Annotated in this window: 16 protein-coding genes; 5 read left to right on the forward strand and 11 right to left on the reverse strand. The window is 61.1% G+C overall.

From position 1 onward, the window contains the following. Positions 1-98: 98 nt before the first annotated feature. From AYX22_RS14280 to AYX22_RS14290, 3 genes are read right to left on the reverse strand one after another with little or no spacing between them, the layout of a single operon-like run. Positions 99-1,085, reverse strand: coding sequence for a Gfo/Idh/MocA family oxidoreductase (locus tag AYX22_RS14280; protein WP_089595601.1), 987 nt, complete (start codon positions 1,083-1,085; stop codon positions 99-101). Beyond that, positions 1,085-2,176, reverse strand: a complete 1,092-nt coding sequence (locus AYX22_RS14285; protein WP_207594016.1) for a DegT/DnrJ/EryC1/StrS family aminotransferase — start codon at positions 2,174-2,176, stop codon at positions 1,085-1,087. Before AYX22_RS14285 ends, AYX22_RS14280 begins: the two co-directional genes overlap by 1 nt. Continuing rightward, positions 2,173-2,790, reverse strand: coding sequence for an acyltransferase (locus tag AYX22_RS14290; RefSeq protein ID WP_026540062.1), 618 nt, complete (start codon positions 2,788-2,790; stop codon positions 2,173-2,175). Before AYX22_RS14290 ends, AYX22_RS14285 begins: the two co-directional genes overlap by 4 nt. A 191-nt stretch (positions 2,791-2,981) precedes the next feature. On the opposite strand from AYX22_RS14290, the gene AYX22_RS14295 reads away from it, so the two are divergent. Beyond that, positions 2,982-7,112 (forward strand): FtsK/SpoIIIE domain-containing protein, encoded by a 4,131-nt coding sequence (locus tag AYX22_RS14295; protein WP_207594017.1) that lies wholly within the window; start codon positions 2,982-2,984, stop codon positions 7,110-7,112. On the opposite strand, the gene AYX22_RS14300 is transcribed toward AYX22_RS14295, so the two are convergent. Further along, a complete protein-coding gene (locus AYX22_RS14300) occupies positions 7,109-7,444 on the reverse strand; it encodes a hypothetical protein (protein ID WP_242703637.1) in 336 nt (111 codons plus the stop codon). The two genes, AYX22_RS14295 and AYX22_RS14300, sit on opposite strands and share 4 nt — an antisense overlap. A 404-nt stretch (positions 7,445-7,848) precedes the next feature. Here AYX22_RS14300 and AYX22_RS14305 point away from each other — a divergent pair, with 404 nt between their 5' ends. Beyond that, a complete protein-coding gene (locus tag AYX22_RS14305; protein WP_003804966.1) occupies positions 7,849-8,097 on the forward strand; it encodes a WhiB family transcriptional regulator in 249 nt (82 codons plus the stop codon). A 107-nt stretch (positions 8,098-8,204) separates the two neighbouring features. Here the strand turns inward: AYX22_RS14305 and AYX22_RS14310 are convergent, their stop codons facing one another. Genes AYX22_RS14310 through AYX22_RS14325 form a run of 4 tightly spaced genes read right to left on the reverse strand, consistent with a single transcriptional unit; the run spans position 8,205 to position 16,570 of the window. Then, a complete protein-coding gene (locus AYX22_RS14310; RefSeq protein WP_207594019.1) occupies positions 8,205-9,674 on the reverse strand; it encodes a PAS domain-containing sensor histidine kinase in 1,470 nt (489 codons plus the stop codon). A 30-nt stretch (positions 9,675-9,704) separates the two neighbouring features. Then, on the reverse strand, positions 9,705-14,561 hold the full coding sequence (locus AYX22_RS14315; RefSeq protein ID WP_207594020.1) for an NAD-glutamate dehydrogenase: 4,857 nt from the start codon (positions 14,559-14,561) through the stop codon (positions 9,705-9,707). Positions 14,562-14,618: 57 nt separating this feature from the next. After that, complete coding sequence (locus AYX22_RS14320; protein ID WP_207594021.1) at positions 14,619-15,929, reverse strand: chromosome partitioning protein; 1,311 nt, start codon at positions 15,927-15,929, stop codon at positions 14,619-14,621. Continuing rightward, positions 15,926-16,570, reverse strand: coding sequence for an SAF domain-containing protein (locus AYX22_RS14325; RefSeq protein WP_207594022.1), 645 nt, complete (start codon positions 16,568-16,570; stop codon positions 15,926-15,928). The genes AYX22_RS14320 and AYX22_RS14325 overlap by 4 nt, the downstream gene beginning before the upstream one ends. A 156-nt stretch (positions 16,571-16,726) precedes the next feature. Here AYX22_RS14325 and AYX22_RS14330 point away from each other — a divergent pair, with 156 nt between their 5' ends. Beyond that, on the forward strand, positions 16,727-16,948 hold the full coding sequence (locus tag AYX22_RS14330; RefSeq protein WP_207594023.1) for a helix-turn-helix domain-containing protein: 222 nt from the start codon (positions 16,727-16,729) through the stop codon (positions 16,946-16,948). Positions 16,949-16,965: 17 nt separating this feature from the next. On the opposite strand, the gene AYX22_RS14335 is transcribed toward AYX22_RS14330, so the two are convergent. Beyond that, positions 16,966-17,532 (reverse strand): hypothetical protein, encoded by a 567-nt coding sequence (locus tag AYX22_RS14335; RefSeq protein WP_207594024.1) that lies wholly within the window; start codon positions 17,530-17,532, stop codon positions 16,966-16,968. A 149-nt stretch (positions 17,533-17,681) separates the two neighbouring features. On the opposite strand from AYX22_RS14335, the gene AYX22_RS14340 reads away from it, so the two are divergent. Further along, complete coding sequence (locus AYX22_RS14340) at positions 17,682-18,449, forward strand: hypothetical protein (protein WP_207594025.1); 768 nt, start codon at positions 17,682-17,684, stop codon at positions 18,447-18,449. A gap of 150 nt (positions 18,450-18,599) precedes the next feature. Further along, positions 18,600-19,022: an Rv3235 family protein gene (locus tag AYX22_RS14345; RefSeq protein ID WP_242703338.1), complete on the forward strand. Its 423-nt coding sequence runs from the start codon at positions 18,600-18,602 to the stop codon at positions 19,020-19,022. A gap of 135 nt (positions 19,023-19,157) precedes the next feature. On the opposite strand, the gene secA is transcribed toward AYX22_RS14345, so the two are convergent. Further along, positions 19,158-21,899, reverse strand: coding sequence for a preprotein translocase subunit SecA (gene secA, locus AYX22_RS14350; RefSeq protein WP_207594027.1), 2,742 nt, complete (start codon positions 21,897-21,899; stop codon positions 19,158-19,160). Positions 21,900-21,941: 42 nt separating this feature from the next. Continuing rightward, entirely contained in the window at positions 21,942-23,231 is a 1,290-nt protein-coding gene (locus AYX22_RS14355) for a crosslink repair DNA glycosylase YcaQ family protein (RefSeq protein WP_207594028.1), read from the reverse strand. Positions 23,232-23,248: the final 17 nt, after the last annotated feature.

Here is a 23,248-nt window from a genome sequence, read left to right on the forward strand (position 1 = left end):
GGGGCGGTGCACGGCGGTGAGGTGCCACGCCAGGAAACGGCAAGGGGAGGTTGGCCAGCGGCCAACCTCCCCTTGGTGCCTTGCTTGGTCTGAAGTGCTCAGAGAGTGATGACTGAGCCGGATTTCGCGGATTCCAAAACAGCCTCCGCGACCCTCAGTGTCTCGAGCCCTTCCGCCATGGTGACAATGTTCAACGACTTTCCGAGAACTGCATCACGGAAGGCCTCGTGCTCCATTTTGAGGGGTTCACGCTTCGCCAAGGCAAAGCGTGTCGATGAACCCTCCGAAACACCGCGGAACGCCGCCACGGAATCCCAGTCCGTTTGGAACGTACCGTTCTCCACGAATGTGAGGTCCGCGGAAATGGTGTCGGCAATGAACGCGCCACGTTCACCAAGAACCACGGTGGTGCGTTCCTTCATGGGCGACAACCAGTTGACAATGTGGTTCGTCACAACGCCACTCTTAAGGTGACCGATGGCCGTCACCATATCTTCATGCTCGCGGCCACTGCGCGATGTGGTGTGGGCAACGACGTTGACGAAGTTGCTCTGGGCCAGCCAGGCTGTGAGGTCGATGTCATGGGTGGCCAGGTCTTTGACCACCCCGACATCGGCGATACGGGCCGGGAAAGGCCCCTGCCGCCTCGTGCTGATCTGGTAGACATCGCCCAGGTCACCGTTCTCCAACCGGTCCCGCAGGCTCTGCAGCGAGGGATTGAACCGTTCAATGTGCCCTACGGCACCGATGAGCCCCTTGGATTCAAAGGCTTCCGCGATGCGTCGTCCCGACTCGGAATCGTTCGCGATCGGCTTCTCTACGAGGCAGTGAACACCTGCCTCTGCAAGCTGCAGCGCCACTTCCTCGTGCAGGATGGTGGGCACTGCTGCCACAGCCATGTCAATGCCCTGTGCGATGAGTTCCTCAACGGTGTTGAAAACCGTCAGGCCGTCGGCGACGTTGTGGGGGTCGCCGAAGGAATCGGCAACAGCAACAAGGTCAACACCTTCAAGTTCACGAATGACACGGGCGTGGTGACGCCCCATCATTCCCAGTCCAATGAGGCCTGCGCGCAGATTCGCCACTAGCTACCCGCCTTGGCGACAGCGTTGACGGCGGCAACAATCCGGTCAAGGTCATCCTGGCTCAATGACGGGTGCACCGGAAGGGAGAGCACGCTTGCTGCCGCCTCTTCGGTGACGGGGAGGTCATCCGAGGTCTGGAAAGGCGCAAGACGGTGGTTGGGAATCGGGTAGTAGACCCCGCAGCCAACGTTGTATTCCTCGCGCAGTGCCTTGGCAAAACCGTCACGGTCCTCAGCGATGCGGATCGTGTACTGGTGGTAAACGTGTTCGTAACCTTCAGCGACCTTAGGCGTGACAACGCCTTCGATGTTCGCGTCAAAGAAGGCAGCATTTTCCTGGCGGGTCTTGGTCCAGCCGTTGACCTTGGTCAGCTGGACGCGGCCGATGGCGGCATGGATGTTGGTCATACGGCAGTTGAAGCCAACCAGTTCGTTCTCGTACTGGCGTTCCATGCCCTGGTTGCGGAGCAACCGGAGGCGGCGCTCCACGTCGGCCAGACCGGTGCTGACCATGCCACCCTCACCCGACGTCATGTTCTTGGTGGGGTAAAGGCTGAACATGGCGAAGTCGCCGAACGTGCCGACCTTGCGTCCGTTAACTGCTGCGCCATGGGCCTGGGCAGCGTCCTCGAAGACCTTGACGCCGTGCTTTGAGGCAAGCGCGCCAATTGCGTCGACGTTGAATGGGTGTCCGTAAAGGTGCACAGGCATGATGGCCGCTGTACGGTCTGTGATTTTTGCTTCGACCGAAGCCGGGTCCAGCGTGTAGTGGTCGGGATCAACGTCAGCGAAAACCGGGGTGGCACCAGTCAGTGCCACCGAGTTGGCCGTCGCCGCGAAAGTAAACGACGGAACGATGACCTCGTCTCCAGCGCCGATGCCGGCAGCCAGCAGGCCCAGGTGAAGACCCGAGGTGCCGGAGTTGACGGCGACGGCGGCCCTGCCATCGAGGAGGACCTGGGAGAATTCCTCCTCGAAAGAGGCTACCTCCGCGCCCTGGGCGAGTTGGCCGGAAGCCAACACGGCATCAACGGCCTTGCGCTCTTCATCGCCGATGATGGGTTTGGCCGGGGGAATGAATTCGGGGCTCATGCCTCTACCTCTCGAAGGGTCTCGTTCTGTTCAACATACGTTGCGCCGGTTTCCGGACACACCCAGTTCTCTCCGCTGCGCTGCAGCGGGAAACCGGCTTTGCCGACCCACCCGTGACGCTTGGCCGGAACTCCGACCATCAGGGCAAAATCCGGGACATCTTTAGCCACGACCGCGCCGGCGGCAACTGTGGCCCACCGTCCAATGGTCACGGGAGCAACGCACACGGCACGGGCACCGATTGATGCGCCTTCGCGAATGGTGACGCCAACGGGCTCCCAATCGTGAGCGCTCTTCAAGCTGCCGTCTGGGCCGACAGCACGGGGGTAGGTGTCGTTGGTCAGCACAACAGCCGGGCCAATGAACACACCGGCTTCAAGTTCCGCGGGCTCGTAAACAAGTGCGTAGTTCTGGACTTTGCAGTTGTCCCCCATCTTTACCCCGGTGCCGATATAGGCACCTCGTCCCACGATGCAATTGACGCCTAACTCGGCCTGCTCGCGGACTTGGGCAAGATGCCAAATCTTTGATCCATCACCAATTACCGCCTTGTCTGAAACATCGGCGCTCTCCGCAACCACTATCACCGGTGAAGGTCCTTCCTCATTGAGCACACGCGACAACGAGATTCATCTTAGCTGAGACACCATGCCGCGGCGTCAAGGGCCACCCGTGAAGATCGCCCGGGTTTGTCCACATACGCCTTATCCGAGGCTGCAGTACGGCGTGAAGGCCTCTAGCGTCAAGGGCAGCGGCCTACTCTGTTTGGGCAGGCGCGTGACTGATCACGGGAAGACGGAAAACCATGACTTTGGAATGCACGTTGGTGAGGGGCCCGGCGGCCGCGGAGCTCTCGGCTCCGGAGGAATTGACCATCCGGGTCCCTCCAGGCACCCCCGGAGCCCAACTTCAGTCGATTCTTGGGGAGGAGCGCGGGACTGGTCGATTGGCAGTGGATGGAAGGGATATAGCCGACCTGACGGTCGGCCGGCCTCCACTGGTGTCGGGTGCAATACTCGTCGACGGCCCCGCACCGCACCACGCCTCCGAGCCAGCGTCCCTGCCGCTCATGCTGCTTGCTCATTCTGGCCCCAGCGCCGGAGCTGTCTTCCGTATTCATCGCGGCCGCTTCCGGATAGGCCGCGGAGTCACGGAGATTTCCGTGCCGGATCCAGGCATGTCCAGGGAGCACGCCGTGCTGGATGTTTCCAGTACTGCACTGACCCTGAGTGGCGTCGCAGCCGTCAACCCGGTCCTCGTGGATGGACGCCCGTCGCGGCGCACGTCCGTGACGTCGGAATCAACCATCCTGTGCGGCAACAGCGTGTTCTCTGTCTCCACGGAGAGAGGTCCCCTCCCCGAAATTTCCAACGATGCCGGACGGTCCGTGGAGGAACCACTTGAGGTGCCGCATGCCGGACGGCAGGGAAGCCGCACGGCGATCATCCTGGCCGCCGGGCTGCCGTTGATCGCAGGCGTTGGACTGGCCATTGCCACAGGAATGTGGATGTATCTGGGATTCACCGCCATCTCCGCGGTCAGTCTCCTGATCCCGTTCATCACCGGACGGAAGAGCCGCCGGGAATGTGGATTGGCTGTGGCCCGCGCTGCTCAGGAGGATCTCGGCCGCCGGCAACGTTGCTCTCCCTCCGCGGCGGAACTGGTGCTGGCTATCTGCGGCACGGCCGCCCTGCAGGTTCAGGACGAAGCACGAGGCCAAGCCGGTTCATCGTTGTCCCCATCGCCCACAAATACCCACGGGAAAACCGTAGGCGCAGATTCCGGCAGCTGGATCCGGCTGGGCACAGCCAATGCACAGGCAAACATCCGGTTGGTACCTGACGATCCGATGTTCAGCGCACCAGACATCGGATCAGCCGCAGTGACATTGGACCCTGGACTTCCTACGGTGGCACTTGACGGACCTCCTGACCACGTTGATTCCCTGCTCCGATTCATGCTGATGCAGATGGCCGGCTACCCCCGGGCTGCGGAGTCACCGGTCATTATCGTTGGGACGGTCGGAAGGCTGCCCCTAAGCGCCAGGTTCCTCGCGAAGGTAACTCTTACGACCCAGCACGAGGTGGCCCTCACGGCCATGCAGCAACTAAGCGGCAGCGCCCATGGAAGGCTGGTCATCATCGATGAACCGGCAGGTTGGGACAAGGGCGCGTTGTCGTCTCTCCTGGTTGCCGGACGCCGGAACGGGTGGCAAGTGGTCCATTGCGGCCCATCTGCTGATCACCCCGACCCCTTTGTCGAGCTTTCCACGTCAGGGACCACCGGGACACTGACCGTGGCCGGCGAGCGCCGGTCATTCGTCCCAGACCTCGTCCCAATCAGCGTTTTCGATACGTTCTGCCGCACTATTGCTTCGCGGGTCCACCAGGAACGTGTCGACGCGCGGCAGCCCGTTCCTGAGCAGTGCACATTGGCTACTTTTCTTCCCTTCGGAACCCGAAGAGTTCTTCTTCGCTGGGAAGACAATGCACGATTGCCTGGACTAAGGGCAGTGTTGGGCCAGGGACGTCAGGGACCCGTGACTTTTGACTTTAAGCGCGACGGACCACACCTCCTGGTGGCGGGTACCACGGGCTCAGGAAAATCCGAGCTCCTGAGGACCCTCGTCGCTTCCATGGCGTTGACGTACTCCCCCGATCACACAACATTCCTCTTTGTCGATTTTAAAGGCGGCTCAGGATTACGGCCGCTCGCCGGCTTGCCTCACTGCGTAGGCCTCTTGACCGATCTGGGTGGGCGTCAGTTGGATCGCGCACTTGCTTCGCTCCGGGGAGAAATCAGGTACCGCGAGGAATTGTTCGCTGCGGCTGACGTCACGGACCTGGACCAATACCACCTTGCTGCGTCGAGCACGTGTCCTGCAGTTCCGCATTTGGTTTTGGTCATCGACGAGTTCCGCATGCTGATTGACGAAGCTCCCGGCGCCCTCCGCGAGCTCATGCGGGTCGCCACCATCGGCCGATCCCTTGGTGTCCATCTGGTGATGGCAACCCAGAGGCCTCAAGGAGCATTGACCGCCGACATCCGGGCGAACGTCGCGTCGAGTATCGCCCTTCGAGTGCAGTCAGAGGCGGAGTCCGTGGATATCATCAATTCAAAGGTGGCCGCCTCCATCAGGGCAGACACTCCGGGAAGGGCCTACCTGGTCCGGGCCTCAGGCAAGCCGGAAGAATTCCAGGCCGCGTCCCTCTCGGTTTCCCACGATGCCAGAGCCTCCGATGGCCCTGTTGATGGATCTCCTCAGCTGGTCCACTCAGCCTCCCAGATACTCAACAACGGCTCACGCCATGAGGTCCTACCGTCCCGGCCCTTGGCCGGACATCGGGATGCCCTCCCGGATGCCGGTGTCGGGCGGCTTGTTTTGGCTGTCCAGGACGCGTGGCGCCGCCAAGGGAGTTCACTCCCGCGACATCCCGTGGCGGCACCCCTGCCGTCCGCGATTGCGTGGAGTGGTGGACTTTCCCTGGCGGATGCCTCTTATGTTCCCGAAACTGCTGAAGCAGTGCCATGGCGTGTTGGGCCGCTGGCGTTGGTTGACAGACCCACACGGCAGGTTGTGGAGCCTTTGCAATGGTTGCCGGCCGAGCACGGACATCTGGCCATGATCGGAAGTGCTTCAAGCGGCATGCACGCCTGCTTCAGGGCAGTCTCGGCCATGCTGGCCATGCAAGGACCCCAGCCTTATCCCTTTGTTCTGGATGCGGCGGGAATAATGGCCGACCTCGTTGGCCAGGAACGGGTAGGTGCGCTCGTCGGTCTGCACCAACTGCCGCTTGCAGCGCGTGTGCTACAGCGTCTTGTCGAGGAAATGGACTTTCGACGCACCAGCAACGACGCCGGGAGGACCGCCAAGCCTCTGACTTTGATCATCACGGGGTGGTGCTCATGGGCCACCGCCTTCCGGGCCGGGACCTCAGCCTGGGCAGAGAGCCTCCTGCAGGACATTGTGAGGGACGGCCGTCCTCTCGGCATCACGGTGATGATTTGTGGCGACCGGGAATTGGTCAGTTCACGTTTCTTTGCCGCGATACAAAACCGGGCTTATTTTCCGTCAGGCTCCACGGAGGAAGCCCGGTTTCACTGGCCCCGCCTTCCAGAGGTGGAGCCAATTCCAGGGCGCGCCGTCGCCGCGGGCAACTTCGTCGACGGAGATACAGTGGTTACCCAGTTTCGCGGGGCTCCCGACGAGGGGCACTGGCCGTTCGCCCCTCCCCCACAAGGGAAACCGCCCTTCCGTCTGCGGCCGCTTCCCGATCGCCTGGACGAACAGGAATTTCGTGTTGGGCTCAAGTCCTCGTCTGCCCTGTTGATGACTGCCGGGCAGGAATCGGGGAACGCTCTATGGATCGGCGTTGGAGGGGACGAAGCGATGCCAGTTTCCCTGCCTCTCCGGCTGCACGGTGTCAGCATCATCCTCGGCGGCCATCGATCAGGGAAGAGCACGGCTTTGGCATCACTCCGTCGCCTGAATCCTTCAGTTGCCTGGGTTGTGCCGGCACTTGGAACATCCGCGGACTCTTTCCGGGCCTCGGCCACACAAGAAAACTTTGAGCTGGCCCCGGAGAGCGTCGTGTTGGTGGACGACGCGGACTCTCTTGACACCCAAGGGCGCCAAGCCCTCACTGCTTTGGTGGGTAAAGTCCGAGGCATCGTGATGACAGCCACTCCCGGGCCCGCACTGACGCAACAACTGCCACTCGCCCGGGAAGTCCAGACCTTCCGAATGGGTGTGGTCCTGGCGCCGGGATCGGCACACGATGGCGAACTCCTGGGAGTACGGCTGGAAACAGACCGCCCAGCCCGCCCAGGGCGTGGCTATGTGGTGGACGGAGGAGAAGTGCAGCCGTTTCAAGCAGTCCTCACAACGGACTTCCCACCGATTGCCACCGATTGTTCCCCCACGGAGGCGGGCTAGAGGACTCCAGAGGTACCGCCTGTGCGCGACACGTAGGCAATCACGTCCCTATGGAAAAGAAAGACAATGGCCGCAACGGCCGGGATGATCATAGCCAGGCCTGGCAGAACCAGCCCACCGGTCATGGTGGGGAAGCCGATGGTGAGAACAAACAACTGGGCCACCAATGCAGCGGCCCGGGTCCATCGGTATCCACGGAACAAGTAATGGCCCACCGCGAACAACCACACCGAGAAGGCAAGGAGCAGCCCCAGCGTAAAAACGGCTCCCCAAAAAGTCAGGACAGGGGCGCCAGTCAGCAATTCGTACGCGTACCAGGCGGCGGCGCCCATGAGCGCTAGGGCTTCCAACAGGACAACAGCAGAAATCACTGCCACACCCCTTGGCCGGCGGCTGCCGGTCGGGCCGCTCTTTTCTCGGTGCGCCTGCGCATCGGAATCTTCTCCCGGCTCCGGTCCGGAGGCGGGTTGGGCAGGGTTTACGGGAGGTCTTGACACACTGGCACACTACCGGACATAGTCATCTAGCAGTGAGGGCACTGGCGGCTGATGTGATGCATCGCTCACAGATTCCGGGCATTTCGACCACTAACACCCCTTGTTTACAAGGCGTTAACATGAAACGCTTGACTCAGACGACCAAGGGGGCCCATGCGGGCCCCTTTCCTTTGGAGCCTCTCGTGAATGTTTTCACAAAAGGCCCTATCTAGTTCTCACGAATGGAGTGACTGATCAGCATGGATTGGCGTAATCGCGCAGCCTGCCTCGACAAGGACCCGGAGCTCTTCTTCCCAGTCGGCAACACGGGACCAGCACTTCTGCAAATCGAGGAAGCCAAAAGCGTCTGCCGCCGCTGCCCCGTAGTGGACACCTGCCTGCAGTGGGCGCTGGAGTCCGGACAAGACGCCGGCGTTTGGGGCGGTATGAGTGAAGACGAGCGTCGGGCTCTCAAGCGTCGCGCTGCCCGCGCGCGCCGCGCTTCCTAGACCTCAAAAATAATAAGGAAGGCCGCTGACCATTGGTCAGCGGCCTTCCTTATTTAAGCATGAATGTCGGAGCGCTCCCCAGTGTCACTGGGGAGCGCTCCGACCCCTTAGGTGCGGGCCAAATTCAACACGATCTCGACGGCGGTTCCCCCACCGTCGCGATGGCTCCACTGGATTGATCCACCGAGTTCGCTCGTCACCAATGTGCGCACAATCTGTAAACCCAAGCCTTCGGTGTATTGACCGTCCGGCAGACCAACGCCGTCGTCGGCAATGGTCACGGTCAAAAATTCGTCATTTCCGTCTCCATCAGCCCGATCAGCCAAGAGCCATACCGTTCCTGTGCGCCCTTCAAGACCGTGCTCCACGGCATTGGTGACCAACTCGTTGATAACCAGGGCCAAAGGAGTCGCGAAGTCGCTGGGCAACTCGCCAAACATCCCTGAACGTTCCGTTCGTACTTGCTGGGACGGAGATGCCACCTCGGCAGACAACCGGAACTGCCGTCCGATCAACTCATCAAAATCAACGCTCTGCGTCAGCCCCTGGGACAGGGTTTCGTGGACAAGTGCGATGGTGGCCACGCGCCGCATCGCTTGCTCCAAGCCCTGCTTCGCTTCGTCACTGACCATACGGCGGGATTGCATTCGCAGCAGTGCTGCCACAGTCTGAAGATTGTTTTTCACCCGGTGATGGATTTCCCGGATGGTGGCATCTTTGGTAACGAGTTCCATTTCCCTGCGCCGCAGTTCCGAGACATCGCGGCACAGGACGAGGGCACCGAAACGGTGTTGCTCGTCGCGCAAAGGAATGGCCCGGAGGGAAAGGCTGACCCCACGCGACTCAATCTCACTGCGCCAAGGCATCCGACCAGTGACAACCAAGGGCAGTGTCTCATCCACCATCCGGCGGTCTTTGAGGAGCCCGGCAGTCACTTCCGCCAAGGACCGACCCTCCAGCGATTCAACTTCCCCGAGTCGCCTGAAGGCTGACACCCCGTTGGGGCTCGCGTACTGCACGATGCCTTCGGCGTCCAGCCTGATGAGGCCATCCCCCACACGTGGCGCCCCACGGCGGGATCCAGTGGGCGATGCGAAGTCGGGCCACAGTCCCAAAGTTCCCATGCGCAGAAGGTCATAGGCACACTGACGATACGTCAACTCCAGCCTTGAGGGCATCCGGGAGCTGGAGAGATCCATGTGGGATGTCACTACGGCCAGCGTCCTGCCGTTTCGCACCATGGGAACAGCTTCGACACGCAGTGCCATCTCGCTGCTCCAGCTCGTTTCGCTGGAACGTTCGATCGCGCGGCTGTTCCATGCCTTTTCCACCAGCGGGCGAAGATCGGAACGAATGCCCTCCCCCACGAAGTCCGCGTGAAACACCGTATGTGATGTCGACGGACGGACGTGGGCGAGGGCAATGTAACCGAACTCCGGGTGCGGGAACCACAATGCGAGGTCCGCGAATGCCAAGTCGGCGACCATCTGCCAGTCACCGACGAGGAGGTGCAGCCATTCGGCATCTCCAGGCCCGAAATCAGCGTGTTCCCTGATGGGGTCTGTAAAGATTGCCACTGCACCTCCATTTGCAACGCCGGGATTCCCCTAGCGTCGAACGATTGACCTCAAGAGCCTTAATGCTACCGACAGTGAAGCCATGTCGTCGGCTTCGAGCGCGTTGACCTCGTCAAACATGGTCTTGGCCCGGCCCAGTTGCTCGGCATTCTGTCCTTCCCACGCCTTCAGGCGATCTTCAGCCGAGGTGCCGGCCTCCGTCGACTCAAGGACCGACGTTGTCATATCCGCGACCGTTGAGTACAGGTCATCACGAAGGGCGGCCCTGGCCAACGCCTGCCAGCGGTCATCACGCGGCAGGGAACTGATCCGTTCCAGCAGCGAATCGACATGGAAGCGGTTGAACACGGTGTAGTAGACGTGAGCCACGTCTTCGACACTGCCGCCACCGGTCTGGGCAATCCGCGCGATATCCAACAGCGCGTAACTCTCGAACAACTCCGCCCACCTGTGGGCAAGGTGTTCGGGCAAGTCCCAGCCACGTGCCTTCTCAAGCCACCCTGAGATGCGGGTTTTGTCCTCGCCCCGGAGGTAGTCCAGCAGCTTGGCCCGCAACGGGGCCATCATCGGCTTGAACGATTCCACCACGGTTGAGATCGGTTGGGATGCGATCCCTTGCCCAAGAACCCATCGCACAGCCCTGTCCAGCAGACGGCGGATGTCCAGGTGGACTTCACTCCAGTGTTCTGTCGGGAAGGAGGCTGGGAGCGCGTTCAACTCCGCCACCATGGGATCGAGGTCGTAAATTTCGCGCAGCGCCACAAATGCCTTGGCAACTGCTACCTCATTTGCCGATGTTTCTTCGATGGCCCGGAAGGCGAACGTGATACCACCCAGGTTGATGATGTCATTGGCCACGACGGTGGCGATGATTTCGCGGCGCAGCGGGTGGGTGTCCAGCTCGGCGTCGAACTTCTCGCGCAATTGCTTCGGGAAGTAGTTACGGATGGTGTCCGCAAACCAGGGATCGTCAGCAAGGTTGCTGTCCCGCAGTGCTGCACCGAGTTCGATCTTGGCGTAGGCCGCCAGAACTGCCAGTTCCGGGGACGTCAAACCTTGGCCCTGCTCCAACCTTGAACGAAGCGTCTCCGTGGTGGGCAAGGCTTCGAGATCACGCTTGAGATCGGCGGACTTCTCCAACCAGTCCATCAGCCGCTCGTAGCTTGGACTCCACTCGGCAACCCGGGTCCGGTCATTCAGCAGCAGGATATTTTGGTCGATGTTGTCCTGAAGGACGAGTCGCCCCACCTCATCGGTCATATCTGCCAGGAAAGCAGCCCGTTCATCGGCCTCAAGCTTGCCGGCGGCCACCATTCGATCCACAAAAATCTTGATGTTCACTTCATGGTCGGAGCAGTCCACCCCGGCTGAGTTGTCGATGGCATCCGTATTGAGGATGACTCCTTGCAGTGCGGCTTCAATACGCCCACGCTGCGTCAATCCAAGGTTTCCACCTTCTCCCACAACCTTGACCCGCAGGTCGCGCCCATCCACACGGATGGCGTCGTTGGCTTTGTCGCCAACGGCCGCGTGGGTCTCCGTGCTGGCCTTGACGTAAGTGCCGATGCCGCCGTTATAGAGGAGATCAGCGGGCGCCAGCAAGATCGCGCGAAGCAGCTCCGGCGGGCTCAGCTGCGTGGTGCCTTCGGGGAGGCCCAGTGCTTTTCGGACCTGGTCAGAGACGGGGATGGTCTTCGCATGGCGCGCGTAGACGCCTCCACCTTCACTGATCAGTGACCGGTCATAGTCATCCCAGGAAGACCGGGGCAGTTCAAATAGCCGCTGCCGTTCCGCGAAGGATGCCGCGGCGTCGGGTGTGGGATCGAGGAAGATATGGCGATGGTCGAATGCGGCCAGCAGACGGATGTGCCGGGACAGCAGCATCCCATTGCCGAAGACGTCGCCGGACATGTCGCCGACGCCAACTACCGTGAACTCTTCGGTCTGGGTATCCAGATCGAGTTCACTGAAGTGCCTCTTGACTGATTCCCACGCCCCGCGTGCCGTAATACCCATGGCCTTGTGGTCGTAGCCCACCGACCCGCCGGAGGCAAAGGCATCGCCCAACCAGAATCCGTACTCGGCCGCGAGTCCGTTGGCGGTGTCGGAGAAGGTGGCGGTTCCCTTGTCGGCTGCCACCACCAGGTAGGAATCATCGCCATCGTGGCGAACAACGTCCGACGGCGGGACAAGCCTTTCGCCGTCCGCTGACGTCACGAGGTTGTCGGTGATGTCCAGCAAACCCCGGATGAAGGTCTTGTAGCTCTCAATACCTTCGGCCATCCATGCTGCCCGGTCAACTGCCGGGTTGGGCAGCTTCTTCGCGAAGAACCCACCCTTGGCACCCGTAGGAACGATCACGGCGTTCTTGACTGTCTGGGCCTTCACCAAGCCCAGGATTTCCGTGCGGAAGTCTTCCCGACGGTCCGACCAGCGGAGACCGCCGCGGGCTACCTTCCCAAAGCGCAGGTGCACGCCTTCAACCCTGGGTGAGTAAACCCAGATCTCGTACATGGGGCGGGGGAAGGGCAATCCGTCGATCGACGTTGGATCCAGCTTGAAGCTGAGGTATTCCTTGTTTTGGAAGTAGTTGGTCCGCAGGGTGGACTCAATCAGGTTCACGAAGGTACGCAGCACGCGGTCAGCGTCCAGTGTTGCCACCTGTTCAATGGACTCGGCGAGGGCTACCCGTGCTGCAGCCTGGCGTTCCGGCCGAAGATCCTCCGGAACAGTGGGGTCGAAGCGCGCAGAGAAGAGTGCGTTAAGTCCGCGGGCAACGTCGGGGTTGCCCAGAAGAGTGTCCGCGATGAAACCGAACGAATTGGTGTTGCCCATTTGCCGCATGTATTTGGCGTAGGCACGGAGGACCACAACTTGGCGCCAGTGCATGCCCTCACGCAGCACCAGCCGGTCAAAGTTGTCCGACTCGACGGATCCTGTGACGGCTGCTCCAAAGGAATCACCCAGAAGTTCCCCCGTAGCGAGCGGATCGACGCCGGCGGGGTATTTAAGCCCGAGGTCGTAGAGGAAGAAGTCGCGGTGATCTGCGGTTTCGATCTCGAAGGGACGTTCATCCAGAACTTCAAGACCAAGATTGTGGAAGTAAGGGAGGATCTGGCTCAGGCTCTTGGGCTCCATGAGGTAGAGCTTGACGCGGGCGTCCTCCTCCAGAGCTTCTCCGGCACCTTCTGGAAGATACACGTGAACCCCAGGTTTGACATGCCTGGTTGCTTCACCGGCTCGCTCGGCCTGTGCCCCATACTTTTCGAAGCGTTCGATGTCCTCCAAGGCGTCTTCAACTTCATAGTCCACCCGGTAGCCTGCGGGGAATGCCTCTGCCCACAGGGCAGACAGCACATCGGCACTTTCTGCCGGGCGGTGCTCACGGAGGACCTCGGCGACTCCTTCGCTCCAGGAGCGGGACGCCCTCATCAGCCGGTGTTCAAGCTCAGCAACATTGACTTCCGCCAGCTCAGCGGTGCGTGGGAGGCGGATCCTGAAGAAGACACGTGCCAAGGCAGACTCAGTGATCCGGGCCTCGTAGTCGATGCTCTCGGCCTGGAACGTTTCCCGGAGTTCCTGTTCGATCCGAAGGCGAACGCTGGTGGTGTAACGATCACGGGGCAGGTACACCACCGCAGACATGAAGCGACCATAAATGTCAGGCCGGAGGAACAACTTTGTACGGCGACGTTCCTGCAACCGCTGGATACCCGTGGCAGTAGCAGCCAGGTCCGGAATCTCGATCTGGAACAGTTCGTCGCGCGGGTACGTCTCGAGGATACCCAGGAGGTCCTTGCCGGAGTGGGAGTCAATAGGGAACCCAGCGTTCCGCAGGACGGCGTCCACCTTGTCCCGGACAATAGGGATGTTGCGCACAGAACCGGTGTAGGCACTTGTTGCAAAAAGCCCGATGAATCGCCGTTCCCCATTGACGTTGCCCTGGGCGTCGAAGCTCTTGACGCCGATGTAGTCGAGGTAGGCAGGCCGGTGGACAGTCGATCGGGAATTGGCTTTGGTGATTACCAGTGCCCGCTTTTCCCGGGCGCGCTTCCGCCCGGCGTCCGTAAGGTGCTGGACCTGACGCGTGGTGTCCCCTGCGCGCAGAAGCCCAAGACCGCTGTCTTCACGCAGTTGAAGGACGTCCTCGCCGTCCTGGTCTACGAGGTCGTACTCGCGGTACCCGAGGAAGGTGAAGTTGCCGTTGTCCAGCCAGCGCAGAAGATCCTGTGCCTGCCGGAGTTCGGCGATCTGCTCGGGGTGGGATATGCCCCCAAGGGCTTCTGCCAGTTCCAGTGCTTTGCTGCGCATCTTGGGCCAGTCCTCGACTGCTGCCCTGACATCGCCGAGGACACGGTGCAGTCCTTCGATCAGTTCTGCACGGGCGTCGTCGTTGACACGGTCAATCTCCACCGCAATCCACGACTCCATGTGCGACGAGTTGTCGCCGTCGCCCAGGAGGTGCGCCACGCTTGGCAGGGCCGCAGTATCACCGCTGGAGATCCCGACGTTGGAAGGAACCCGGGAGATGTTACGGAGCTCCCCGGATACGCGGTCGCGGGTGATCACAAACAAGGGGTGCATGACAAGCCGGATCGCGCAGTTCTGGCGAACGAGTTCTGCATTTACCGAGTCCACGAGGAAAGGCATATCGTCCGTGACGATGTACACGACGCTTCGGTCCGCTTCACCGGCGATTTCGACGACGGCGTTCCCCGGCGTCCGGGACTGCGCGACTTTCTTGTGATTCGTTGCCCGCGAGATCAGCAGCTCAGGCGAATACGCACGGGCATCCTCCTCTGCGAGGTGTTCATAGTAGTCACCGAAGAACCCTTCACGGACAACTGCTGCATCGGACCGATCCTCCACGCTGGATCCTGACGACATCTACAAACGCCTCCATCACATGTTGATTGCTGCGACTCTGCAGCCCACATTTTGAGCCTAGCGCTTAAGCAAGCGGACGGCTCTGGTACTTCGGCCAAAGGAATTTCGTTTTTGCTGGACAGGCGCACAGACCAAGTCTGCTATCGCGATCCGCAGCGCAGATTCAGGCGAAGTTTCAAGGAGGACCGAGCCGGAGAGCAAAGCGGCGTCGCAGGCCACTGGATCTGCCGGGAGGTAGGCATCAATCGCCATGCCGGGCCCGTACCGGTCCCAGGCTTCCGCCAGTTGCTGCTTGGGTGCGTGCCCAACGGCCGATCTCTTCACCTTGTTCAGCACCACACGGAGGGATGCTTGTGGAACGGCTGCTTGAAGGTCCGCCAGGCCCCGGACCAGCCTCGGTACTCCGATTGCGTCGGCTGCTCCCACCGCGAACACAACGTCAGCCATTTCCAAACTCCTGAGAGTGGCTGCGTTCCGCCGCGGGGCCATGGTGTCAAAGCTCAGTTCCTCATCTGATTCGAGGCAGAATCCGGTATCAACCACCACAACATCAGATACATGTTTGGCTCGTTCAAGGACCTGCGACAGCGCAGCTGCCCTCAGTTCCGTCCATCGATCCGCGCGTGTCGTCCCAGTCAGCACCCGAAAGGAGCCCTCTTTGGTGTAGACCGGGGTCGCCACGGCCTTCAAAGCACTGGGGTCGAGCATCCCCTGGTCCGCAAGCCTGCAGGCCTGGGCCAGTCCTGCGGCTTCGTCCAACAACCCCAGCACAGCAGAAACACTGGCACCATAACTGTCAGCATCGACGAGGATGACGGATTTACCCTCTGCTGCCAATTCGGCAGCGATGTTGACCGCCAGCAATGTCCTGCCGGGTGACCCTATGGGACCCCACACAGCAAATACCAGGCCTGAACCCTCCGGGGAGTCCTCCACAGTTTCCGGAGCGGGCATCAAAAGTGGTCCGCCTCCCGCATCAGCGAAACCTGCGTCCTGGCCCGCGCCCAGGCGGCCGCGCGCGTGCTCACGACCCACAGCCTCTGATATTTTTTCCGCGAGTGCAGACGGTTCTATTCCGGAAGCCGCCACAACGACTCCGATGGAGTCCAATCGCCGTACTTCGGCCGGGTCATCCGTCAGGGCCACGATCGTAACTCCAACAGCGCCAAGCCGATCCACCAAAGTCGTGGTCAATTCCTCGCAGCCCTCGGCGACGACGGCAGCCATGGCAAGGCCGCTTTGGCAGGCAGCCATCAGCTCAGCAAGCTCTGAACAACGGCGAACCACCGTTACCGGACCATGCAGGCCCTCCAGCCCGCCCACTACGGCCTCCTGGGCAGGACCCACAGTGACTACTGGAATACTCATGGGTTGAGGCCCGCAGGGTTCCACACGACGGAGATACTGGCCTTGTTTGCTTGAGCCCCCAACAATTTGGGCATCTGCTCATCCGTCACAAGAACCAGCACTTGAGTGGTCTTCGATGCCCCCAAGGCAGCGGCGCCTGAGACCACCTGGGCGATCTCCGCACCGGGCAGAAGCAGTTGCGGCTCATCGAAGGCTCTGCTCGCACCGGGCAAGGCAACCCAGACATCCACGCGCGCTCCCCCGACCGCTTGGGCAGGAAGTTCCCCTTCCACGGAAATAGCCACCGGTTTCCTGTTCAGGGCATCAGCTTTTCCCAGGCTTTCCTTTGGAACGAGCTGGTTTTTCGCCACCCGCTGCAGGGCTACCCGACCCTCAGGCAAGCCACCCTCCACAGTGACGTACCCGGACTCGACATCATCCAGGCGCACACTGACAATTGAGAGGTCGGCCACGGCGACCACCTGGCCGACTGCGATGTCTTCGCGTGCAGTGTAGACCTGCGTAGTCCTGTCAGCCGATCCAACCAAGGCGATGACGCCGGCAATGGACACAAGCACCAGCAGAATGCCGATGAGAAGCCGCGGGTCCTTCCACGATGGCTTCTTCAGTCTTGCTGCAGCGACCACTGTAACTTGAGCCATGTTTCTGCTACCCCCCGATGAGCTAAAGGCATGGTCGATGGACCCGCCCCCTCATTCTTACCGGCCGTTTCTGCGGGACAAAAGCCATCGACCTCAAAGGGGTCGAAACTGTGGATAAACACACCAAAGGGGAGCCAACGGTGGCAAAATGGTGCCATGCCCCGATTCCTGACTCTGGCGGATGTCGCCGAACAACTCCAAATCAACTCACCACAGGCCTACGCCTTGGTGCGAAGCGGCGAGTTGAAAGCCATCCAGGTAGGAGGTCGTGGACAATGGCGCATCGAGGAGACGATGCTTGAGCAGTACATCCAGGAGCGCTACGCAGAAGCAAGCCGCATGATCCAGGAAGCAAAAACCAAGGCGAACCAGCCCTAGGGGCTGCCCCGGAGGGATTATTCTCCGCCTGCCGAACAAAGGGCTGCAACAGCACTGAACGGGACGGTCATGACTGACGCCACGTTGCCAGCCCGCCGCACTTCACCGTCGCGGACCACAGCAATATCGAAGTGGTCCCTTCCGACCCTGTCGATGACGCCGTTGACCTTGACGCCGCCTCCGGCCCGCGTGCTCAAATGAACAACCACGGCGGACCTGTCCCTGGCCAATGCCCGCAGGACTGAGGCGATCCCCGGCAACTGCCGGACCGTGGACACAGGCTTCAGGGCCAGCCTCCCCAGGCCTTGGAAGGTAAGCACAGCAGCCAAGGGCACCAGCCATTGCCGCGACCCCTCGGACAACACCAGCCACCCGGCACCCACGCGGCCCAGCACTCCGTGAATAATGTTGCCGTCAGCGAGGAAAAGCTTGAGCCCGGAGCCGGCTGCACCACGGAGGCGATCACCCAGTTCGATCCCCGCAAGCTCCATCCTGGCCCGCTCGGTGATCTCCGATTCCGCCTCCAGGGCACGCTCGGCAGAAAATTGTGCTTCCAAGTCGTCAAAGAGAGAGTCCCATCTCATGTAAGCAGACTAGGCTGCAACATATAGGCAGGGCGAATAATGCGTGATCCGGCACCCGAATTGGACAGGAAGCCCGGGACGTGCCCACAATAGGCCTAAAGATGTCAAAACGCATCAAAATGCATCAAACGAAGCTTTGGGGGCTTTGAATGGGAAGAACGTTACGGGGCGACGCCTGCCTCGCTGCAACGATTCTGGGGCTGGGGATACTGCTCGTCCAGGTGGGTGGCATGCTCCTTGCCCAGTGGCGGTCAGCCGATCACCATCATCAGAACTTCTCATTTGAGGACCTCCTCGGTATTGTCGCGAACGGCGCCGGCATAGCGCTGGTGGCATGGTGGGTCCTTTCCTTACTGCTTGCCGTCTTCGCGTCGCTGTTGCATCGGAGCGGGCGGGAGAGAGGGGCCAACACCCTTGCCAAGTTCAGCCCTGCCTTTATGCTGCGGCTTGCTGTAGCAGTGGTGAGTGTGAATCTCCTGGGCGTCACCATGGCGCAAGCATCGCCTCCACCCGCCCCCGGCTGGGCACCTACATCTGCGGGTGTGGAAACCTCTCCCCACCCGGAGTGGAGCCCGGAGCCCGCTGCCGGGCCTGTGTCTTCATCACAGACGTCCATGGCCGACACCACAACAGGTAGGGGCGATCCGCGCTGGAAGCCTCAAGCACCCGCACCTGAACCTGGGCTTCTAAGTCGCCCTTCGTCCAGGCAAGAGATCTCCCATGACGACGCCGGCGTCGTCGTGAAGGCAGGAGACTCCCTGTGGTCGCTTGCAGCATCGCGGCTTGGTCCCTTTGCCACGGACGTGGAGGTCGCGCTGATGTGGCCTAAGTGGTATGCCGCAAACCTCACCGTCATCGGCGGCGACCCTTCAGTGTTGACTCCTGGTCAGGTCTTGCGGCCACCCGCACCTGACTGACAGTACGGGTCACCCGACCCTCCGATTTGTCGGCCCACTCAGGGGCCGTATCACCGCACCAACCAAGTTCAGCGTCATCCCAGCAGAAGCCACCAGAACAGAGTGTCCCCACGCTCCTGTTCATGTAGTGAATGCCTGAGGTGTATGACCATGACCGTTGCGACTGCAAGCCGGCCCGCGGGCCGACAGAGCACCCAACGAACATTGTCCGGCTACGGTTCGAGCGGTTCGGACATCGATGTTCGGCTGGTTGCGCGCAGTATTGCGCAGGCAGCTTTGGAAGTCCTGGCCGGAACGCGTGCTGTGAGCCAGCTTTCCCGTTCCCTCGACCCTGACTGCTATGTCGCTCTTCAACATAGGGCGGCCCTCACCCGCAAGCACGCCGCCAGAGTCCGGGGGAACCTGCAACCCCACCGCAGCCCCATGGTCCGCTCCGTTCGAGCCTGCTCCATCTCCGAGGACATTTGCGAAGCAAGCATTGTGGTTGCGGAAGAACTCAGGTGCCGGGCTGTCGCCATGAGGTTGGAACGCTTGGACGGCGTGTGGCGGGTTACGGCCCTGGAGATCGGCTAGACCTGGCGAATCCATCTGCAGACAACAAAAAGGGTGGACTCCGGACTTTTAGTCCGGAGTCCACCCTTTTGAGTTACAGATATTCGTGCCTGGCAGACCACTGAAATGGCTATCGGCCCGCCGTACGGTGTTGGGTCAGCGACGCTTCTTTTTAGCCGGCTTACGCTGCTCCTGGGCCGCCGCCTTCGCTGGGTTGCCGGATCGACCGGAAGCGCGGCCTTCGATGCGTGTTTGGGTAGCACCATCTTCGCCAGGGGCCGTGTACTGCAACTGGGCCGGCTTTTCCGGTGCCTGCAGACCCGCCGCCCGGATCTGGGGTTCATGATGTTCGGTATGCGCCCCAGCGGCGGTATCGTCGGCCACAACAACGTCTTCGGCGGGTGTTACCTCCACCTCCAGGTTGTAGAGGAAGCCGATGCTCTCTTCACGGATGGCTTCCATCATGCTCTGGAACATCACAAAACCCTCGCGCTGGTACTCCACCAGGGGATCGCGCTGGGCCATCGCCCGGAGACCAATACCCTCCTTGAGGTAATCCATCTCATAGAGATGTTCCTGCCATTTCCGCCCCAGAACAGAAAGCACAACACGACGTTCGAGCTCGCGCATGCTCTCAGAGCCAATGGCCTCCTCGCGGGCCTGGTACACCAGCCGGGCATCCGAGAGGATCTCCTCTTTCAGGAACTCGGCAGTGACGCGTGACTTTCCGCCGGCTTCCTCAATGATTTCATCGGGCGTCACGGTTGCCGGGTACAACGTCTTCAGATTGGCCCAGAGCTGGTTGAAGTCCCAATCGTCGCCCGTTCCCTCTGCAGTGGCAGCCTCGATGAGGGCGTTGATGGTGTCTTCAAGGAAGTACTGGACCTTCTCGTGAAGGTCGTCGCCTTCAAGGATGCGACGGCGGTCGCCATAGATCGCTTCACGCTGCCGGTTAAGGACGTCGTCGTACTTGAGAACGTTCTTACGCTGTTCGGCGTTGCGCCCTTCCACCTGGCCCTGCGCCGACGCGATGGCGCGGGAGACGAGCTTGGATTCAAGGGCAACATCATCCGGGACCGAACTGTTCATGAGACGTTCGGCCGCACCTGAGTTGAACAACCTCATGAGGTCGTCCGTCAGCGACAGGTAGAAGCGCGATTCGCCCGGGTCACCCTGGCGCCCTGAACGGCCTCGCAACTGGTTGTCGATCCGGCGGGACTCGTGTCGCTCGGTACCCAGGACGTATAGCCCGCCAAGGTCCAAGACCTCTTCGTGTTCATCTTTGACCGCCTGCTTGGCTGCCGAAAGGGCCTCGGGCCAAGCGGCCTCGTACTCTTCCGAGTTCTCCTCGGGATCGAGCCCTCGCTTTGCCAGCTCTGCAATGGCGGTGAACTCGGCGTTTCCGCCAAGCATGATGTCAGTACCACGACCGGCCATGTTGGTGGCAACAGTGACGGCACCTTTTCGTCCGGCCTGCGCCACGATGGACGCTTCACGTGCGTGGTTCTTGGCGTTCAGTACTTCGTGCCGGATACCTTCCTTGGCCAGCAGCTTGGAGAGATACTCGCTCTTCTCAACGCTGGTGGTGCCGACCAGCACAGGTTGGCCCTTCTCGTGCCTTTCGGCGATGTCCTGGACCACGGCGTCGAACTTCACGACTTCGTTCTTGTAGACAAGGTCCGGCTGGTCGATGCGCTGCATGTCACGGTTGGTGGGGATCGGGACGACACCCAGCTTGTAGGTGCTCATGAACTCCGCGGCCTCAGTCTCGGCCGTGCCGGTCATGCCGGCAAGCTTCGAGTACATGCGGAAGTAGTTCTGCAAGGTCACGGTGGCGAGAGTCTGGTTCTCCGCCTTGATCTCGACATTTTCCTTGGCCTCAATGGCCTGGTGCATGCCTTCGTTGTAGCGGCGGCCGGCCAGGATACGGCCAGTGTGTTCGTCAACAATCAGCACCTCGCCGTCGAGGATGACGTAATCCTTGTCCCGCTTGAACAGTTCCTTCGCCTTAATGGCGTTGTTGAGGAAGCCGATCAAAGGCGTGTTGGCGGATTCGTAGAGGTTTTGGATTCCGAGGTAGTCCTCCACCTTTTCGATACCGGCTTCGAGAACGCCTACCGTGCGCTTCTTTTCATCCACCTCGTAGTCGACTTCGGGCTGCAGGCGGAGCACGACTTTGGCGAATTCGCTGTACCAGCGGTTCGTGTCGCCCTGGGCAGGACCGGAAATGATGAGCGGCGTACGGGCTTCATCGATCAGGATGGAGTCGACCTCATCCACGATCGCGAAATTGTGGCCGCGCTGAACCAGTTCGCTGCCATCCCAGGCCATGTTGTCGCGCAGGTAGTCGAAGCCGAACTCGTTGTTGGTTCCGTAGGTGATGTCCGCAGCGTACTGCTGTCGGCGGACCGCAGGATCCTGATTCGAAAGAATGCAACCGCTGGTAAGTCCCAGGAACCTGTAAACCCGGCCCATCAGCTCGGACTGGTATTCGGCGAGGTAGTCGTTGACGGTGACGACGTGGACACCCTTGCCCGCCAGCGCGTTCAGGTACGCGGGGGCAGTAGCTACGAGGGTCTTACCCTCACCGGTTTTCATTTCTGCGATGTTGCCCAGGTGGAGTGCGGCACCGCCCATCAGCTGGACATCGAAATGGCGCATGCCCAAGGTGCGGGAGGAGGCTTCCCGGACAGCGGCGAATGCTTCCGGGAGGAGAGCTTCCAGAGTCTCGCCGTCCTGGTGACGGGACCGGAGATGGTCCGTCTCCTCACGGAGTTCGGCGTCCGTGAAGGACTTGAAGGAGTCTTCCAGGGCATTGATGGAATCGGCATAGTTCCGCAATTGCTTGAGTGTCTTTTTGTCACCCGTGCGGAGAAGTTTTTCGATTAGTGATGCCACGTGAAATTGCTCCCAGTCTCATGCTGCCGAATTCTGGCTGTTTCAGTCTACGGGAGAGACCAGCGCCACGTGGCCGCGTTCCCCTCTGAGCGGACTGTCCGCATGCAGCGGCCCGCCCCGGCCATCAGCGCGGTCCGCGACAGCCTGGGTAAGAACGCCGGCGAGGTCCCCCACGGGCCACACCACTACCTCCTGCAGCCTGAGCCAGGCGCACATGAGTTCCAGTTCGGCAGCAAGCTCGACGGCGGTATCCGCCGGAGCGCCAACCTCCGCGAACGCCGAACGCACCAGGAGCTGGCCGGACGCACGGTCAGCCTTCAAGTCCACTCTTGCCACGACATCATCCCTGAGGAGGAATGGGAGAACGTAGTAGCCGAACTTACGCTTGGCCGCGGGGGTGTAGATCTCAATCCGGTAGTGGAAGCCGAACAGTTCCTCAAGACGCCGTCGCTCAAAGACCAGCGAGTCGAACGGGCTCAGCAGTGCACGCCCGACGGCCCTGCGTGGAATCCTGGCATTGACGTGTTTGTAGGTTTCCCTGTCCCAACCACGCACAGAGACCGGATGGAGGCGCCCTGCACGGACCAATCGCTGGACCGAGTCCGCTCCGGCTTTCAGGGGCGTACGGAAGTAGTCGGAAAAGCAGCGTACAGTGCCGATGCCATGTGCCTGGGCGGCCGCGTCCATCAGGCGGTCGAGCGCTTCTTCGGGAGTGCCCCCGGGCTGTGCCATGGCAGGAACAACCTTGGAGGTCAGGGTGTACTTGCGTTCGAATTGCTGTGTGCGTGAGGCGGCAGAAATCCGTCCCTGTTCAAACAGATGTTCAAGGACCCGCTTAACGATGTTCCAATTCCATCCCCAGTTGCCACGGTCAGCTTCCTCATTGTGTCCGAGCTCGGCCGTCAGTTCGGAGGCCGTCATGGGTCGTCCGGCTGTGAGTGCAGCAAGAATACGGCCTTCCATGTCCTGACGGACAAGGGGCTCAAGGTTGTGGGCGCCCACCCAGCCCCGCTTTTGCCACACCAGGAGGTCATGAAAGTGCTCCGGGCGGATAAAGCTTGCCTCGTGTGCCCAGTACTCCATCATCCTGCGGGGTTTCCGCCCGGCCATGGCATGGAGGATGCGGGGGTCGTAGTCACCCAGACGGGAGAAGAACGGCAGGTAGTGGCTTCGTGCCACCACGTTCACGGAGTCGATTTGGACAAGCTGGAGTTGGGCAAAGGTCCGGCCCACCGCCCGTGATGTCACGGGGCCGGCGGGCCGGGTCTTTGCCAATCCTTGAGCTGCCAATGCGATCCGCCGTGCCTGTGACAGGCTCAGCGAAGCGGTCATGGAAGTCCCTTCATGCA

It is taken from the genome of Arthrobacter sp. D5-1 (assembly GCF_017357425.1).
GTDB lineage: Bacteria > Actinomycetota > Actinomycetes > Actinomycetales > Micrococcaceae > Arthrobacter.